This window comes from Streptomyces sp. Qhu_M48 (assembly GCF_051305195.1).
Taxonomy (GTDB): Bacteria; Actinomycetota; Actinomycetes; order Streptomycetales; family Streptomycetaceae; genus Streptomyces.
In genome coordinates, this window is the sequence record NZ_CP195432.1 from 7380582 (window position 1) to 7397402 (window position 16821).

Genomic DNA, 16821 nt, shown 5'->3' on the forward strand with positions numbered 1-16821 from the left:
TTGAAGAGGTGGAAGGTGAGCGCCAGGATCGCGGGTGCCGGTGCGACTTGGGGAGACCTTGACAGCAGATCGGGGAGACAACGGCGGCGCGCGGCTCGCGCTCGTCCTCCCGCTCGGCGCCCGCGTCGCCCTGTGCGTGGCGGGCGCCGCCACCGCCGGCCGGCGAGCCGCGGCGGTCCGAGGGCCGCCCCGAGGGTGTCAGTACGACTTGGGCAGCCCAAGCGTCTGGTGCGAGACGTAGTTGAGGATCATCTCCCGGCTGACCGGGGCGATGCGGGCCACCCGGGCCGCCGTGATCAGTCGGGCCAGGCCGAACTCCTTGGTGAGGCCGTTGCCGCCGAGGGTGTGGACCGCCTGGTCCACGGCCTTCACACAGGCCTCCGCCGCCGCGTACTTCGCCATGTTGGCCGCCTCGCCCGCACCGGCGTCGTCCCCCGCGTCGTACAGCTGAGCCGCCTTCGCCATCATCAGGCGGGCCAGTTCCAGCTCGATGTGCGCCTGCGCCAAGGGGTGCGCGACGGCCTGGTGGGCGCCGATCGGGGCCTTCCAGACCTGGCGCTCCTTCGCGTACCTCACGGCCCGCGCGAGGGCGTAGCGGCCCATGCCGATCGCGAAGGCCGCCGTCATGATCCGCTCCGGGTTCAGGCCCGCGAAGAGCTGGAGCAGGCCCGCGTCCTCGTCCCCGACGAGCGCGTCCGCCGGCAGGTGGACGTCGTCGATCGTCAGCTCGAACTGCTTCTCGTTCGCGTCCAGTTCCATCTCGATGTGCCGCCGCCGGAAGCCCGGGGCGTCGCGCGGGACGATGAAGAGACAGGGCTTGAGGCTGCCCGTCCGCGCGTCCGAGGTGCGGCCCACGATCAGGGTCGCGTCGGCGATGTCGACGCCCGACACGAACACCTTCCGGCCGTTGAGGACCCAGCCCTCCTCGGTGCGGGTCGCGGTGGTCGTGATGCGGTGCGAGTTCGATCCGGCGTCGGGCTCCGTGATGCCGAACGCCATCGTCCGCGAGCCGTCCGCGAGCCCCGGCAGCCACTCCCGCTTCTGCTCCTCCGTGCCGAAGCGGGCGATGACCGTGCCGCAGATCGCGGGCGAGACGACCATCATCAGGAGCGGCGCTCCGGCGGCGCCCGCCTCCTCCAGGACGATCGACAGTTCGGCCATGCCGCCGCCCCCGCCGCCGTACTCCTCGGGCAGGTTCACGCCCAGGTAGCCGAGCTTGCCCGCCTCCGCCCACAGGGCGGCCCGGTCGAAGCCGGGGCCGTGCCGGTGGCCGAGCGCGGAGACGGCGGCCCGGAGCGCGGTGAGCTCTTCACTCTCGATCATGGTGCTCATACGGTCTTGTCCTCCTGTGCTTCGGTCTGCACGGATGCCGGTGCTTCGGTCTGTACGGACGCCTGTGCTTCGGTCTGTACGACGGCGAGCAGGGCGCCCACCTCGACCTGGCGGCCGGGGGCGGCGTGGAGCGCGGTGAGCGTGCCGGAGGCGGGGGCGATGACGCGGTGCTCCATCTTCATCGCCTCCAGCCAGAGGAGCGGCTGCCCGGCGGCGACCCGGTCGCCGACGGCGAGCCCGTCCGCGACCCGGACGACGGTGCCGGGCATGGGGGCGAGCAGGGAGCCGGGTTCCCGCTGGTCGGCGGGGTCGGGGAAGCGGGGGCGGGCGGCGAGGCGGTAGGGGCCGACGTGGACGGTGCCGTCGCCGTACCGGGCGACCTCGAAGTCCCGTACGACTCCGGAGACGTCGAGGCGCACGCGGTCGGGGGACGCCGACACGACCCGGACGCCCTCGGGGGCCGTGACCTCGTATCCGCCGTCCCGGCCCGGCCGGTAGCGGACCTCGTGCTCCCCGTACGCCCTCGTCCCGTCCTGGGAGCGCAGGTTGCGCCAGCCGCCGCCGAAGCGGCCCCGGCGGGCGGCCGCCCCGGACAGGGCCGCCGCCACCGCCGCGTACCCCTCGCCCTCCGGCGCCGTGGTCAGGGCGGTCAGGTTCCGGTCGTAGAAGCCCGTGTCGAGCGCCTCCGGCGCCCCGTACTCCGGGTGCCGCAGCGAGGCGACGAGCAGCTCCCGGTTGGTGACCGGGCCGTGGATCCGGGACCGTTCCAGCGCGTGGGCGAGCTTGCGGGCCGCCTCGGCGCGGGTGGGGGCGTGGACGATCACCTTGGCGAGCATCGGGTCGTAGTGGACCCCGACCGTGTCCCCGGAGACGTATCCGGTGTCGACCCGGACGCGGCCCTCCCCGGGGACGTCGAAGCGGTGCAGGACTCCCGTCTGCGGCGCCCACTCCCGTGCCGGGTCCTCCGCGTAGAGGCGCGCCTCGATCGCGTGGCCGCTCGGGGACGGGGGCTCCGGCGGCAGTTCGCGGCCCTCGGCGACCGCGAGCTGGAGGGCGACGAGGTCGACCCCGTACACCTCCTCCGTCACCGGGTGCTCGACCTGGAGGCGGGTGTTCATCTCCAGGAAGTGCGCCCGGCCGTCCGCGACCAGGAACTCGACGGTGCCCGCGCCGGTGTAGCCGACGGCCTTCGCCGCGCGGACGGCCGTGTCCAGGAGGGACGCTTCGAGCGCGGCGGGCAGGCCGGGCGCCGGGGCCTCCTCGACGACCTTCTGGTGGCGGCGCTGGAGGGAGCAGTCGCGGGTGCCGAGCGCCCAGACGGTGCCGTGGGTGTCGCAGAGGAGCTGCACCTCGACGTGGCGGCCGTTCTCCACGTACGGCTCGACGAAGACCTCGCCGTCACCGAACGCGCTCGCCGCCTCCGCCGAGGCTGCCGTCAACTCGCCTTCCAGGGCGGCCAGTTCGCGGACGATCCGCATGCCCCGGCCGCCACCGCCCGCCGCCGCCTTCACCAGGACGGGCAGGTCCGCCTCCGTGACCTCGGCCAGGGGCGCGATCCCCAGGAGCTCCTTCGCCCGCGTCTTCGAGGCCATCGCCTCGATCGCCTCCGGCGGCGGGCCGATCCAGACCAGGCCCGCGTCGGTCACGGCCCGCGCGAAGTCGGCGTTCTCGGAGAGGAAGCCGTAGCCGGGGTGGACGGCGTCCGCGCCCGCCGCGAGCGCCGCCCTCACGACGAGGTCACCGCGCAGGTACGTCTCCGAGGGCGCCGCCCCCGGCAGCCGTACCGCCGCGTCGGCCTCCCGGACGTGCAGGGCGTCGGCGTCCGCGTCGGAGTACACGGCGACGGTGGAGATGCCCAGGTCGCGGCAGGTGCGGAAGACCCGGCAGGCGATCTCGCCCCGGTTCGCGACCAGGACGGAGGTGATCATCGACGTTCGGAGGGTCGAAGAGGTCATCTGGGGCCTCACATTCGGAAGACGCCGAAGCCGCCGCGCGCGCCCTCGACCGGTGCCGTGTGGATCGCGGACAGGCACAGTCCGAGGACCGTGCGGGTGTCGCGGGGGTCGATGACCCCGTCGTCGTAGAGCCGGCCCGAGAGGAACATCGGCAGGGACTCGGACTCGATCTGCGCCTCGACGAGGGCGCGCAGCCCGGCGTCGGCGTCCTCGTCGTACGGCTGTCCCTTCGCCGCCGCGGAGGCCCTCGCCACGATGGAGAGGACGCCGGCGAGCTGCTGCGGGCCCATGACGGCGGACTTGGCGCTCGGCCAGGCGAAGAGGAAGCGGGGGTCGTAGGCCCGGCCGCACATGCCGTAGTGCCCGGCGCCGTAGCTCGCCCCCATGAGGACGGAGAGGTGCGGGACCCTGGAGTTCGACACCGCGTTGATCATCATCGCGCCGTGCTTGATGATGCCGCCCTGCTCGTACTCCCTGCCCACCATGTAGCCGGTGGTGTTGTGGAGGAAGACGAGCGGGATGTCCCGCTGGTTGGCGAGCTGGATGAACTGCGCCGCCTTCTGCGACTCCGGGCCGAAGAGCACGCCCTGCGCGTTGGCGAGGACGCCGACCGGGTAGCCGTGCAGGCTCGCCCAGCCGGTGACGAGGCTCGGCCCGTACAGCGGCTTGAACTCGTCGAAGTCCGATCCGTCGACGATCCGGGCGATCACCTCGCGCGGATCGAACGGGGTCTTGAGGTCCCCCGGCACGATCCCGAGCAGTTCGTCCTCGTCGTACTTCGGCGGCTCGGCGAGCGCGGCCGGATCGGGGTGCGCCTTGCGGTGGTTGAGCCGGGCGACGATCCGCCGGGCCTGACGGAGGGCGTCGGTCTCGTCGACGGCGTAGTGGTCGGCGAGCCCGGAGGTCCGGGCGTGCATCTCGGCGCCGCCGAGCGACTCGTCGTCGCTCTCCTCCCCCGTCGCCATCTTCACCAGCGGCGGACCGCCGAGGAACACCTTCGAGCGCTCCTTGATCATCACGGCGTGGTCGGACATGCCGGGGACGTACGCGCCACCGGCCGTCGAGTTCCCGAAGACGACCGCGATGGTGGGGATGCCGGCGGCGGAGAGCCGGGTGAGGTCGCGGAAGAGCGCCCCGCCGGGGATGAAGATCTCCTTCTGGGAGGGGAGATCGGCGCCGCCGGACTCGACGAGCGAGATGACGGGCAGCCGGTTGGCGTACGCGATCTCGTTGGCGCGCAGGGCCTTCTTCAGCGTCCAGGGGTTGGAGGCGCCGCCGCGCACGGTCGGGTCGTTGGCCGTGATCAGGCACTCGACGCCCTCGACGACCCCGATCCCGGTGATCAGGGAGGCCCCTACGGTGTAGTCGCTGCCCCAGGCGGCGAGCGGCGACAGTTCGAGGAACGGCGAGTCGGGGTCCACGAGCAGCTCGACGCGCTCGCGGGCCAGCATCTTGCCGCGCTTCCGGTGCCGGGCGGTGTACTTCTCGCCGCCGCCCGCGAGGGCCTTGGCGTGCTCGGTGTCGAGGGCGGCCAGCTTGTCCAGCATGGCCGCGCGGGCGGCGGCGTAGTCGGGTCCGCCGGTGTCGAGGGCGGAGGCGAGGACGGTCACTGGAGTCCTTCCCGGACGGCCTGGGGTGGCTGGGGGGCCTGGGGTGGCTGAGGTGGCTGGGGTGGCTGGGGTGGCTGGGGTGACTGGGGTGTCTGTGCCTGAGGTACTCGGGGTGCCTGGGGTGTCCGGGGCGACTGGGGCACCTGGGGTACGGGGTTCACAGGAGGGCCTCCGGGATGTCGAGGTGGCGCGAGCGGAGCCACTCGCCGAGGGCCTTGGCCTGCGGGTCGAAGCGGGCCTGGGAGGCGACGCCCTCGCCGAGGATTCCGGCGACGGTGAAGTTGAGCGCGCGCAGGTGCGGCAGGACGTGCCGGGTGACGGTGAGGCCGGCGGTCTCGGGCAGGAGTGCGCGCAGCCTGTCCACCGTGAGGGTGTGGACGAGCCAGCGCCACTCCTCCTCCGTGCGGACCCAGACGCCGATGTTGGCGTCGCCGCCCTTGTCACCGCTGCGGGCCCCGGCGATCCGGCCGAGCGCGGCCCGCCGCGTGGGCCCCGGCGGGAGGGGCTCGGGAAGGTCCGGTCCGGGTACTGCCTCCAGCGCACGGGTGTGCGCCGGTACGGGGACGGGGACGCGGGTCCCGTCCGGGAGCACGGCCGTGTGCGGAACGTCGGCGGCGGGCACGTACACGCTCTCGAACACCCCGTAGGGGGCGCCCTTCCCTGGTGGGGCGGTGACATGGAAGCCGGGGTAGCTCGCCAGGGCCAGTTCGATCGCCGCCCCTGTCAGGGAGCGGCCGACGGCCTCGGGGGCGGGGTCCCGGACGACGAGCCGGAGCAGGGCGCTCGCGGTCTCCTCGGTGGCGGCGTCGGGCCGGTCGGTGCGGACCAGCTCCCAACGGACCTCGGCGGGAGGCGACTTCTCCAGGGCGTCGGTCACCTGCGCCCGCAGGAGGTCCGCCTTCTCCTCGATGTCGAGGCCGGTCAGGACGAACACGACCTCGTTGCGGTAGCCGCCGAGCCTGCTGAGCCCGACCTTGAGCGTCGGGGGCGGCGCCTCCCCCCGTACGCCGGAGATCCGGACCCGGTCGGGGCCCTCCGGGTCGAGCCGTACGGTGTCGAGCCGGGCCGTCACGTCCGGCCCCGCGTAGCGCGCGCCGGCCGTCTCGTAGAGGAGCTGGGCGGTGACCGTACCGACGTCGACGAGGCCGCCGGTGCCGGAGTGCTTGGTGATGACGGCGCTGCCGTCCTCGTGGAGCTCGGCGACGGGGAAGCCCGGCCGGCGGAAGAGCTCCGGGTCGTGCTCGCGGAAGAAGGCGTAGTTGCCGCCGGTGGCCTGGGTGCCGCATTCCAGGACATGCCCGGCGACGACCGCGCCCGCAAGCCGGTCGTACTCCTCGGGGCCCCAGCCGAAGTGCCACTGAGCGGGCCCGGTGACGAGGGCGGCGTCGGTGACCCGGCCGGTGACGACGACGTCGGCCCCGGCGGAGAGGCAGGCGGCGATGCCCGCCCCGCCGAGATAGGCGTTGGCGGTCAGCGCGCCGCCCGTGGCGGGCAGCCGGTCGCCCTCCACGTACGCGATCCGGGTCGGCAGGCCGAGCTTCGCGGCGAGGGCGCGCAGGGCGTCGGCGAGCCCGGCGGGGTTCAGCCCGCCCGCGTTGGTGACGATCCGGATCCCGCGCTCGTGAGCGAGCCCGAGACCCTCCTCCATCTGGCGCAGGAACGTCTTCGCGTACCCGGACGACGGGTCCTTGAGCTGGTCGCGGCCGAGGATCAGCATCGTCAGCTCGGCGAGGTAGTCGCCGGTGAGGACGTCGATCGGACCGTCGGGACCGCTGTCGGGACCACCGCCGGGCCCGGCGCCGGTGAGCATCTCGCGGACGGCGTCGAACCGGTCGCCGTAGAACCCGGAGGCGTTGCCGACGCGGAGGGCCACTACGCCCCCTCGGGGGCGCGGCCCGGGCCCGCCGGGCCCGCGAAGGCCTGGGCGACGGCGAGCCACCGCTCGGCGTCGGGCCCGTCGGCGACCAGGGCGGTATCGTCGCGGTGGACGCGCTGGGTGACCAGCAGACAGAAGTCGAGGGCCGTCCCGGTGACCTTCTGGGCGGCACCCTCGGGGCCGTACGTCCACAACGCGCCGTCGGGGGCGGTGACTTCGACCCGGATCGGCTCGGCGGGCACGGGGAGGCCCCGCACCAGGAAGGCGTAGTCACGGGCGCGGTGGCCGATCCAGGCGACGTGCCGGAGGCGGGCGGTCGGCGCACGGACGACACCGAGGGCGTCGGCGACGTCCTGGCCGTGCGCCCAGGTCTCCATGAGCCGGGCGGTGGCCATGGCGGGGGCGCTCATCGGCGGCCCGTACCAGGGGAAACGGGCCCCGGACGGGACCGCGCGCAGGGCCTCCTGGAGCCGGTCGCGGCCCTCCCGCCAGCGGGCGAGGAGCTCGGCGGGCGGCAGCTTCGCGCCCTCCTCCGCGCCCTCGTCGACGAAGCGGTCGGGGGCGGCGAGCGCCTTCTCGGTCTCGGCGGCGAAGGCCTCGGCGTCGGTGGCGGCGAGGAGCGCGGCGCGGTCGGTCCAGGCGAGGTGCGCGATCTGGTGGGCGATCGTCCAGCCGGGGGCCGGGGTGGGCGCACCCCACCGTTCCTCGCTCAACTCGGCGACGAGACGATCGAGTTCATCACTCTCGTCACGCAGGTCGTCGAGCACGACGACGGGGTCGGACACGGTGCGCTCCCCTCGGGGACGGGCGTTCGCGGTCACGGGCGTTCACGGTCACGGGCGTCACGGTCGGGCTCGGCACCGACGCCGATGCCGCCGCCACGGTCCTTCGCGAGGAGCATGGCAGCGGCACCAGAAACAATCAAGCGTGCTTGCTTTAGTTTTTTCGGAGGAGGGTGTGCGCCACGAGGGGGGCCACTAACCCGCGACGCGACGCGGCCGCCGGACCAGTTCACCCCCGCAGTTGGGGCAGACGCCCTCCATGGCATCGCCGCACGGCACACAGAAACTGCACTCGTACGAGCAGATCAGCGCGGGCCCGTCCGGCCCCAGCACGGCCGTGTCGCACCGCTCGCACCGTTCACGCATCTCCAGGGCCACGACCTGCTCCTCTTCTCGCTCCGACGACGACAACCCCATCGTCGGAGGGACCCCACCATCCCCGAAACAGCCGGAGGGCCAAGACTCGACAGGATCGGGCCGTGGGGGCTGGTGGGGCCGGCGAGGCTGGTGGGGCCTGAGGGCCGGTGGGGCCGTAGGGGCCGTAGGGGCCGTAGGGGCCGTAGGGCCAGTGGGGGCCAGTGGGGGCCGCAGGGACCGTAGGGGCCAGTGGGGGCCGTAGGGGCCAGTGGGGGCCGTAGGGGCCAGTGGGGGGCGGAAGTGCCGGTAGGGCCAGGGCCGGAAGCCTCCGCCCGGTGGCCGTGTCCGATCGGGCCGTCAGTGGCCGATCAGGCAGAACGGGTGGCCGGCGGGGTCCGCGTAGACGCGCCAGCCCCGGGCGGGGTCCCCCTCCTCCAGGAGGGTCGCGCCCCGGGCGAGGACCTGCTCCTGGGCCGCGTCGAGGTCGGGGACGCCGAAGTCGAGGTGGAACTGTTGCGGGCGCTCGGGATCCGGCCACGTCGGCGGGCGGTGGTCGGGCACGCCCTGGAAGCAGAGGACGAGCCCGCCGGGGGTGTGGAGGGTGGACCAGGCCCCGTCGAGGGCCCAGCGACGGTCCGGCCGGTCGACCTCCCCGCCGAGGACCGCGCGGTAGAACTCGGCGAGTTCGCGCGGGGCGGAGCAGTCGAGCACGACGCACTGGAGATCGGCGATCATGGCCGGATTCTAGGTCGCGTCCGGAGTGCAGCGCCGTCCACCCGCGAGCCGGGCGGGACTTTCCGGACCCGCCCCGGGCTTCACGGGTCGTCCCGACCCTCACCGGGCCGGACCCCGCTCAACCGGTGCGGCGCGCCTGCGTGCGGACCGCGCCCATGCTCGCCGCGATGACCAGGGCGATGGCGAGGGCGTCGGTCAGCGACAGCGCCTGGCTCAGGACGAGGAAGCCCGCCGTCGCCGCGATGGCCGGTTCCAGGCTCATCAGGATCGCGAACGTGGGGGCGGGCAGCCGGCGCAGCGCGAGGAGTTCGAGGGTGTACGGCAGGACCGAGGACATCAGCGCGACCAGGAGGCCCAGGCCGATCGTCGACGGGACGAGGAGCTTGCCGCCCGCCTCCACGAGACCCAGCGGCAGGCTGAGGACGGCGCCGAACGCCATCGCGAGCGCGAGCCCGTCCGCCTGCGGGAAACGGCGGCCCGTCCGCGCGCTGAACACGATGTACAGGGCCCACATGACGCCCGCGGCGAGCGCGAAGGCGACACCCACCGGATCGAGGCGGTCGAAGCCGCCACCGCTGAGCAGCAGGACACCGCCGAGGGCGAGCCCGGCCCACAGGAGGTTCATCAGGCGGCGCGAGGCGATCACCGAGAGGGCGAGCGGGCCGAGCACCTCCAGGGTCACGGCGACGCCGAGCGGGATCCGGTCCACGGCCTGGTAGATGCAGATGTTCATGCCCGCCATGGCGGCGCCGAAGGCGACGATGGTGCCCCAGTCCGCGCGGGCGTAGCCCCGGACCTTGGGGCGGCAGACGAGGAGGAGCACGAGGGCGGCCAGGACCAGCCGCAGGGTGACGACGCCGAACGCGCCGGCGCGGGGCATCAGGAGGACGGCGAGCGCCGACCCGAACTGCACGGAGAGCCCGCCCGCCACGACGAGCCCCACCGGCCCCCACCGGTGACCGGCCGCCCCCCGGGCGGAGACGCCGACCGGCTCCGCGCCGGCCGTGGCCACCACCGGGGTCACATCCTTGACCGGACTGTCCACCGACCGCTCCTCCAGACCCATCAGACCCATGTACGACAGGACCCCACGACATGGGGTTTAGTTCACTGTACCGATAGTTCAGAATAATGCACTACCGGTTTCCGGAAGCCAGGCTTCCCCTCTCACGCTACGAGCCTCCGCGCGGCACCGGAAATGCCGATTGCGCTGCGGTTATGCTCCGGACGCATGAGCATCGAGCTGCGCCACCTCCGCTGCTTCCTCGCCATCGCCGAGGAATCCAGCCTCACCAGAGCGGCCGCCCGGCTCCACCTCACCCAACCCGCCGTCTCCCGCACGCTCGCCGCCCTCGAACACCACCTCGGCGCCCGGCTCGTCGACCGCTCCACCCACCACCTCGCCCTCACCGCCGAGGGCCGCGCCTTCCAGGACCGGGCCGCCGCCGCACTCGCCGCCTTCGACGCCGCCGTCGACCCGGCCAGACTCCGCCACCGGCCCCTGCGCCTCGGACACGCCTGGTCGGCCTTCGGCCCGTACACCACGCCGCTCCTCCGGCGCTGGCAGCGCGAACACCCCGAGACCCCGCTCGAACTCCTCCGCGTCGACGACCGCACCGCAGGCCTCACCCGGGGCGAGGTCGACGCCGCCCTGCTCCGGGGCCCGGTCGACGCGCCGGGCCTGGCCACCGAGGAGCTCACCACGGAGGACCGGGTCGCCGCCGTGCCCGCCGACAGCCCGCTCGCCGACCGGGCCCGGCTCACCCTCGACGACCTCGCCGACGGAACCGTCGTCCTCAACACCGTCTCCGGTACGACCACCCTCGCCCTCTGGCCGCCCGCCGCCCGCCCGGCGGCCACCGTCACGGTCGCCAACACCGACGACTGGCTCGCGGCGATCGCGGCCGGCCGGGGCGTCGGCGTCTCGTCCGCCTCGACGGCGGCCCTGCACCCCCACCCGGGCGTCACCTACCGCCCCCTTCCGGACGCCCCGGCACTTCCGGTGGTCCTGGCCTGGCGGGACGCGTTCCCGCACCCGGCGACCGGGGCGCTGGTGGCGCTGGCCCGCGAGATCGTGAGCGGGGGGTGAGCGGGCGGCCGGACCCGAAAAGCCCGCGCCCCCGTGCGCCCACGCACCCGAGCCCCCCGTCGCGGTCGTCTCAGAGGCCCTCGTCCAGCGCCTCCGCCAGCACCTCCGCCAGATGTCGCCCCCGGTGGGCCGTCAGGTCGGTGATCTGGGTCCTGCACGAGAAGCCGTCCGCCAGGACGGTCGCCTCCGGCGCCGCCGATCTCAGCGCCGGGAGCAGTTGGTCCTCCGCGCACGCCATCGACACCTCGTAGTGGCCCGGCTCGAAGCCGAAGTTGCCCGCGAGGCCGCAGCAGCCGCCCGCCAGCGCCCCCGTCAGACCGGCGCGTTCGCGGAGGCGGCGGTCGGCCGCGTCGCCCAGCACCGCGTGCTGGTGGCAGTGCGTCTGGCCCGTCACCGGGCGGTCCAGGCGCGGCGGCTCCCACTCCGGCGCCAGGGTCTCCAGCGCCTCCGCGAAGGTGCGGACGGAGGCGGCGAGGCGGGCCGCCCTCGGGTCGTCCGGCAGGAGTTCCGGCAGGTCGGTGCGGAGGGTCGCCGCGCAGGAGGGTTCCAGGACCACGACGGGCCGCGTGGTCTCGGTGGGTCCCGTGGAGCCGGCCGCCCCGGTGGCCGCTTCCCCCCGCCCCTCCATCACGTCAAGGGTCCTCCGCATCACCCTCCGCGCCGCTCCCAACTGCCCCGTCGACACGTACGTGAGGCCGCAGCAGACCCGGCCCGGCGGCAGTTCCACCCCCAGGCCCGCGTCCTCCAGGACCCGGACCGCGGCCAGTCCCACCTCAGGCGCCAGGTGGTTCGTGAACGTGTCCGGCCACAGCGTGAGCGCCGCCGGGCGGGTCGAGCTCCGCTCGGCGAACCACGACGCGAACGACCTCTCCGCCACCCTCGGCATCGTCCGCTCCGGCGTCACCCCCGCGAGCCGCGCCGCGAACGGCAGCCCCATCGCCGGGTTCAGCGCCCGCCCGAAGAGGTCGAGCCAGCGCGGCAGGCGGCCCATCGTCCAGTGCGACCGCGGCCGGCGCAGCAGGCCGAGCGGGCCCGCGTAGTGGCGGTCCAGGAACTCCGCCTTGTACGCGGCCATGTCGACGCCCACCGGGCAGTCGCTGCGACAGCCCTTGCACGACAGGCACAGGTCGAGCGCCTCCCGCACCTCCTCCGAACGCCAGCCGTCCGTGATGACCTCGCCGAGCGCCATCTCGTGGAGCAGCCGCGCCCGTCCCCGGGTGGAGTGCTTCTCCTCCCCCGTCGCCCGGTACGACGGGCACATCACACCGGGCCCCGCACTCGGGCCCTCCACACGGCATTTGGCCACGCCCACGCACCGGGCCGCGGCCCTCCCCACCCCCACCAGGGGCAGTCCGGTGAACCGCAGGCCCTCGTCCAGGGGGCGCGGGCGGACCAGCATCCCCGGGTTGAGCCCGCCGTCCGGGTCCCACACGTCCTTGACGGCGCCGAAGAGACCGACGAGCTCCTCGCCGTACATCCTCGGCAGCAGCTCGGCCCGCGCCTGCCCGTCGCCGTGCTCCCCGGAGAGCGAGCCGCCGTGGGCGACCACGAGGTCGGCCACCGCCTCCGAGAAGCGCCGGAAGTCCCGTACCCCTTTCTCCGTCCACAGGTCGAAGTCGATGCGGACGTGCACGCAGCCGTCTCCGAAGTGCCCGTACGGGACTCCCCGGAGCCCGAACTCCCGGAGCAGCAGCCGGAACTCGCGCAGATACGCGCCCAGCCGCGCCGGCGGCACCGCGCAGTCCTCCCACCCCGGCCAGGCCTCCCCGCCCCCGGGCGTCCGGGTCGCCGTCCCCGCCGCGTCCTCCCTGATCCGCCAGAGCGCCCGCTGCCCGAGCGGGTCCTTGACGACGGCCGCGTCGAGCGCGTCCGCCGCCCGCACGAGCCGCCGCGCCGGGCCCTCCCCGTCGACCTCGCAGAACAGCCAGGCCCCGCCCTTCGGCAGCCCCCGCGCGCCCCGCACCAGGTCGGCGGCCATCCCCTCCACCGTGAGCGGGCCGTACGGCAGGAGTCCGGCCGCCGCCTCGGCCGCCGCGCTCTCGTCGGCGTACCCGAGGACGACGAGCACCGGCTCCGCGGGCAGCGGGACGAGCCGTACCGTCGCCTCCGTCACCACCCCGAGCGTGCCCTCGCTGCCGCAGAACGAGCGGACCACGTCCACGCCCCGCTCGGGCAGCAGCGCGTCCAGCGCGTAGCCGGAGATCCGGCGCGGCAGGCCCGGCGGGTAGCCGGTGCGCAGCAGCGCCAGGTTCCGTTCGACGAGGTCGAGGAGTCCGGGCGGCGTGTCACGCGCCTCCGGGGACCCGGCCCGCGCGCCCCGGCCGTCGGGCGCCCCCGGCCGCCCCGCACGCCCCAGCGTCAACCTCGCGCCCCGGTAGGTCACCACATCCAGCGAGCGCACGTTGTCCGCCGTGGTCCCCCAGGCGACCGAGTGCGCCCCGCACGCGTTGTTGCCGATCATTCCGCCGAGGGTGCAGCGGCTGTGCGTGGACGGATCGGGACCGAAGGTCAGCCCGTACGGGCGCGCCGCCTCCCGCAGCCGGTCCAGGACGAGCCCCGGCCGGACGACCGCCGTCCGCTCCTCCGGGTCCAGCGAGACCAGCCCGGCCATGTGCCGTGTGAGGTCGAGCACGACACCGGTCCCGGTGGCCTGGCCCCCGATGGACGTGCCGCCGCCCCGGGCGACGACCGGCGTGCCGTGCGCCCGGCACACCTCCAGGGCCGCCGCGACGTCGTCGGCGTCGCGCGGCGCGACCGTACCGACGGGCACGCGGCGGTAGTTGGAGGCGTCCATGGTCGTCAGGGCCCGGGCCGTGGCCGAGAAGTCGACCTCGCCTGCGACGGCGGCGCGCAGCTCGGCGGCGAGCCGCCCGGACTCACCGGCGCGTTCCTGGTGTGTTCCCACAAGGCCAGGATGTCCCAGTCCTCGTCTCATCGGGCGGACATCCGGCGACCGGCCCCTTCCCGACCCGATACTCTCCGCCTCGTGGCTGATATCCAGATTCCCGCTGACATCAAGCCCGCCGACGGCCGTTTCGGCGCGGGCCCCTCCAAGGTGCGTACGGAGGCGCTGGACGCCCTGGCCGCCACCGGCACCTCTCTCCTCGGCACCTCCCACCGCCAGGCTCCGGTCAAGAACCTGGTCGGCGAGGTACGTACCGGCATCCGTGACCTCTTCTCGCTCCCCGAGGGCTACGAGGTGATCCTGGGCAATGGCGGCTCCACCGCCTTCTGGGACGTCGCGACCCACGGTCTCATCGAGAACAAGTCGCAGCACCTCACCTTCGGCGAGTTCTCCTCCAAGTTCGCGAAGGCAGCGAAGCTGGCCCCGTGGCTGGCCGAGCCGACCGTGATCTCCTCCGACCCGGGCACCCACCCGGAGCCGGTGGCCGAGGCGGGCGTCGACGTCTACGCGTACACCCACAACGAGACCTCCACCGGTGTCGCCGCCCCGATCAAGCGGGTCGCCGGTGCCGACGAGGGCGCGCTCGTCCTGGTCGACGCGACCTCCGGCGCGGGCGGTCTCCCCGTCGACATCGCCGAGACGGACGTCTACTACTTCGCCCCGCAGAAGTCCTTCGCCGCCGAGGGCGGCCTGTGGCTGGCGGCCTTCTCCCCGGCCGCCCTGGAGCGGGCGCGGAAGATCCACGACTCCGGCCGGCACATCCCCGAGTTCTTCTCGCTGCCGACCGCGATCGACAACTCGCTGAAGAACCAGACGTACAACACCCCGGCGCTCTCGACCCTCTTCCTGCTCAACGAGCAGCTGAAGTGGATCAACGGCCAGGGCGGTCTCGACTGGGCCGTGGCCCGGACGAAGGAGTCCTCGGACGCGCTGTACGGCTGGGCCGAGGAGTCCAAGTACGCGACGCCGTTCGTGACGGACGCGGCGAAGCGCTCGCAGGTCATCGGCACGATCGACTTCGCGGACGAGATCGACGCGACGGCGGTCGCCAAGGTGCTGCGTGCCAACGGGATCGTGGACACCGAGCCGTACCGCAAGCTGGGCCGCAACCAGCTGCGGATCGCGATGTTCCCGGCGGTCGACCCGGCGGACGTACGGGCGCTCACGGCCTGCGTCGACTACGTGATCGAGAAGCTCTGACACCTTCTGTACCCGGGGCCCGGCACGGACACCGTCCGTACCGGGCCCTCGTGCGTCACCGGACCCTCGTGCCAGTCACCGGGCCCTCGTGCCAGTCACCGGCTCAGTGACTGGTACCGGCGGACCGCCAGGGGCAGGAAGACCGCCGTGATCGCCAGTGGCCAGGCGAAGGCCATCAGGACCGCGTGCTGTTCGACCCAGGAGCCGCCGCCCGCGCCCGGGTTGCCGAAGAGTTCGCGGGCGGCCGTCACCGTGGACGAGACCGGGTTCCAGGCGGCGACGGGCGCGAGCCAGGAGGGCATCAGCGTCGGCGCCACGTACACGCTGGAGATCATCGTGATCGGGAAGATCACCGCGTAGAGGGCGCCCGCGGCCTCCGTGTTCGGCAGCACGAGACCGCACCACACGCCCACCCAGATCAGGCTGAAGCGCAGGAACAGCAGCAGAGCGAAGCCGAGGGCGGTCGCGCCGGGGCCGCCGTCCGAGGTCCAGCCGATGGCGAGGGCGGTCGCGGCGAGGATGGTGAGTTCGGCGGCGGCGATCAAGAGGTCGGAGAGGCCCCTGCCGGTGGTCACGGCGGACGGGGCCATCGGCATGGACCGGAACCGGTCCACGACCCCCTTGCCGCTGTCGGAGACGACGGCCGACGCGGTGTTCATCAGCCCGAAGGCCATGGTCATGGTGAACATCCCCGGCATCAGGAACTCGCGGTAGTCGCCACCGCCGGGCACCAGCATGGCGCTGCCGAAGACGAAGCCGTAGAGCAGGACGGAGACGATGGGGAAGCCGAGCTGCCAGAGGATGGCGGCGGGCCGGCGGCGGTAGTTGAGCAGGGTGCGGCGGACGAGGGTCAGGGAGTCGGCGCACGCCCAGTAGGCACGCCCGGCGGCGACGGTGCTCATGCGGCGGCCTCGTTCCGGTCGGCTGCCTGGCCCGCTCTCTGGTCCGCCTTCCGGTCGGCGGTGGTCCCCTCCCGGTCCATGGCGGTCCCCTCCCGGTCCGGGTCCGCTCCCTGGCCGGTCAGGCGGAGGAAGACGTCGTCGAGGGTGGGGCGCCGGAGCGCCAGGTCCTCCACGGCGATCCGCTCCTCCTGGAGGGCGCGGGCCACCTCCGTCAGAGCGGCGACCCGGTCGGTGACGGCGGCGTGGACGCGTCGCCCGGCCTCGTCGGTACGGGGATCGGTGCCGGCGGTCCGGGCGAGGATCGCGTGGGCGGCCGGGAGGTCGGCGCGCTCGGCGACGACGACCTCCACGCGGTCGCCGCCCACCCGGTCCTTGAGGCCGTCGGGGGTGTCGTCGGCGATGGCCCGGCCCCGGTCCACGACGGTGATCCGGGAGGCGAGCCGGTCGGCCTCGTCGAGGTACTGGGTGGTGAGCAGGACGGTCGTCCCGCCCGCGACGAGGGTGCGGACCGCCTCCCAGACCTCGCCCCGGGCGCGCGGGTCGAGGCCGGTGGTCGGTTCGTCGAGGAAGAGGACGGCGGGAGCGAGGATCATCGAGGCGGCGAGGTCGAGGCGGCGGCGCATGCCTCCGCTGTACTGGCCGGCGCCCTTGTCGGCGGCCTCGGTCAGGGCGAAGCGGTCGAGGAGTTCGGCGGCCCGGGTGCGGGCCGCCGCGCCGCCGAGGTGGAAGAGGCGGCCGAAGAGTTCGAGGTTCTGGCGCCCGGTGAGGCCCTCGTCGACGGCGGCGTTCTGGCCGACGAGGCCGATGCGGGTGCGGACGGCGCGCGGGTCGCGGGCCACGTCGACGCCGGCGACCTCCGCGCGGCCGCCGTCGGCCCTGAGGAGGGTGGCGAGGATGCGGACGGCGGTGGTCTTGCCGGCGCCGTTGGGGCCGAGGAGTCCGTGGACGGTGCCGGGCCGGACGGCGAGGTCGAAGCCGTCGAGGGCGTGGGTGACGTCGTCGCGCCGCTCCTTGCCGTACCGCTTGCTCAAGCCCTCGGCGAGGACGGCGTGTTCGGGCATGGGAAGCCTCCGGTGGG

13 protein-coding genes are annotated in these 16821 nt (G+C 74.1%); 2 read left to right on the forward strand and 11 right to left on the reverse strand.

Features of this window, described 5'->3' with window-relative positions:
- Positions 1-198 precede the first annotated feature (198 nt).
- The 8 genes from ACRRSS_RS33115 to ACRRSS_RS33150 all read right to left on the reverse strand — a co-directional run bounded on the left by ACRRSS_RS33115 (position 199) and on the right by ACRRSS_RS33150 (position 9662).
- The gene (locus ACRRSS_RS33115; RefSeq protein ID WP_435974683.1) at positions 199-1332 is read right to left on the reverse strand and encodes an acyl-CoA dehydrogenase family protein; all 1134 of its coding nucleotides are present in this window, start codon (positions 1330-1332) and stop codon (positions 199-201) included.
- Positions 1329-3260 (reverse strand): acetyl/propionyl/methylcrotonyl-CoA carboxylase subunit alpha, encoded by a 1932-nt coding sequence (locus ACRRSS_RS33120; RefSeq protein WP_435975488.1) that lies wholly within the window; start codon positions 3258-3260, stop codon positions 1329-1331. Before ACRRSS_RS33120 ends, ACRRSS_RS33115 begins: the two co-directional genes overlap by 4 nt.
- Before the next feature lie 35 nt (positions 3261-3295).
- Complete coding sequence (locus ACRRSS_RS33125) at positions 3296-4897, reverse strand: acyl-CoA carboxylase subunit beta (protein ID WP_435974684.1); 1602 nt, start codon at positions 4895-4897, stop codon at positions 3296-3298.
- A gap of 157 nt (positions 4898-5054) precedes the next feature.
- A complete protein-coding gene (locus ACRRSS_RS33130) occupies positions 5055-6770 on the reverse strand; it encodes an acyclic terpene utilization AtuA family protein (protein WP_435974685.1) in 1716 nt (571 codons plus the stop codon).
- Entirely contained in the window at positions 6770-7558 is a 789-nt protein-coding gene (locus tag ACRRSS_RS33135; protein WP_435974686.1) for a TIGR03084 family metal-binding protein, read from the reverse strand. The genes ACRRSS_RS33130 and ACRRSS_RS33135 overlap by 1 nt, the downstream gene beginning before the upstream one ends.
- Before the next feature lie 192 nt (positions 7559-7750).
- Positions 7751-7933 carry a DUF1272 domain-containing protein gene (locus tag ACRRSS_RS33140; RefSeq protein ID WP_435974687.1) on the reverse strand — a complete coding sequence of 61 codons (183 nt, stop codon included), beginning with the start codon at positions 7931-7933 and terminating at the stop codon, positions 7751-7753.
- A 336-nt stretch (positions 7934-8269) separates the two neighbouring features.
- Complete coding sequence (locus ACRRSS_RS33145; RefSeq protein ID WP_435974688.1) at positions 8270-8647, reverse strand: VOC family protein; 378 nt, start codon at positions 8645-8647, stop codon at positions 8270-8272.
- Between the two features lie 118 nt (positions 8648-8765).
- Complete coding sequence (locus ACRRSS_RS33150; RefSeq protein WP_435975489.1) at positions 8766-9662, reverse strand: EamA family transporter; 897 nt, start codon at positions 9660-9662, stop codon at positions 8766-8768.
- A gap of 216 nt (positions 9663-9878) precedes the next feature.
- On the opposite strand from ACRRSS_RS33150, the gene ACRRSS_RS33155 reads away from it, so the two are divergent.
- Entirely contained in the window at positions 9879-10736 is an 858-nt protein-coding gene (locus ACRRSS_RS33155; RefSeq protein WP_435974689.1) for a LysR family transcriptional regulator, read from the forward strand.
- Positions 10737-10806: 70 nt separating this feature from the next.
- Here ACRRSS_RS33155 and ACRRSS_RS33160 read toward each other — a convergent pair whose 3' ends face one another.
- A complete protein-coding gene (locus ACRRSS_RS33160; protein WP_435974690.1) occupies positions 10807-13671 on the reverse strand; it encodes an FAD-binding and (Fe-S)-binding domain-containing protein in 2865 nt (954 codons plus the stop codon).
- Between the two features lie 51 nt (positions 13672-13722).
- On the opposite strand from ACRRSS_RS33160, the gene serC reads away from it, so the two are divergent.
- Entirely contained in the window at positions 13723-14841 is a 1119-nt protein-coding gene (serC, locus tag ACRRSS_RS33165; protein WP_435974691.1) for a phosphoserine transaminase, read from the forward strand.
- Between the two features lie 95 nt (positions 14842-14936).
- Here the strand turns inward: serC and ACRRSS_RS33170 are convergent, their stop codons facing one another.
- The gene (locus tag ACRRSS_RS33170) at positions 14937-15743 is read right to left on the reverse strand and encodes an ABC transporter permease (RefSeq protein ID WP_435974692.1); all 807 of its coding nucleotides are present in this window, start codon (positions 15741-15743) and stop codon (positions 14937-14939) included.
- A complete protein-coding gene (locus ACRRSS_RS33175; RefSeq protein ID WP_435974693.1) occupies positions 15740-16804 on the reverse strand; it encodes an ATP-binding cassette domain-containing protein in 1065 nt (354 codons plus the stop codon). Before ACRRSS_RS33175 ends, ACRRSS_RS33170 begins: the two co-directional genes overlap by 4 nt.
- Positions 16805-16821: the final 17 nt, after the last annotated feature.

Coding starts and splice junctions, on each gene's coding strand:
- ACRRSS_RS33175 (WP_435974693.1), bottom strand. CDS start 16,804: ATGCCCGAACACGCCGTCCTCGCCGAGGGCTTGAGCAAGCGGTACGGC.
- ACRRSS_RS33115 (WP_435974683.1), bottom strand. CDS start 1,332: ATGAGCACCATGATCGAGAGTGAAGAGCTCACCGCGCTCCGGGCCGCC.
- ACRRSS_RS33155 (WP_435974689.1), top strand. CDS start 9,879: ATGAGCATCGAGCTGCGCCACCTCCGCTGCTTCCTCGCCATCGCCGAG.
- ACRRSS_RS33145 (WP_435974688.1), bottom strand. CDS start 8,647: ATGATCGCCGATCTCCAGTGCGTCGTGCTCGACTGCTCCGCCCCGCGC.
- ACRRSS_RS33170 (WP_435974692.1), bottom strand. CDS start 15,743: ATGAGCACCGTCGCCGCCGGGCGTGCCTACTGGGCGTGCGCCGACTCC.
- ACRRSS_RS33120 (WP_435975488.1), bottom strand. CDS start 3,260: ATGATCACCTCCGTCCTGGTCGCGAACCGGGGCGAGATCGCCTGCCGG.
- ACRRSS_RS33160 (WP_435974690.1), bottom strand. CDS start 13,671: ATGAGACGAGGACTGGGACATCCTGGCCTTGTGGGAACACACCAGGAA.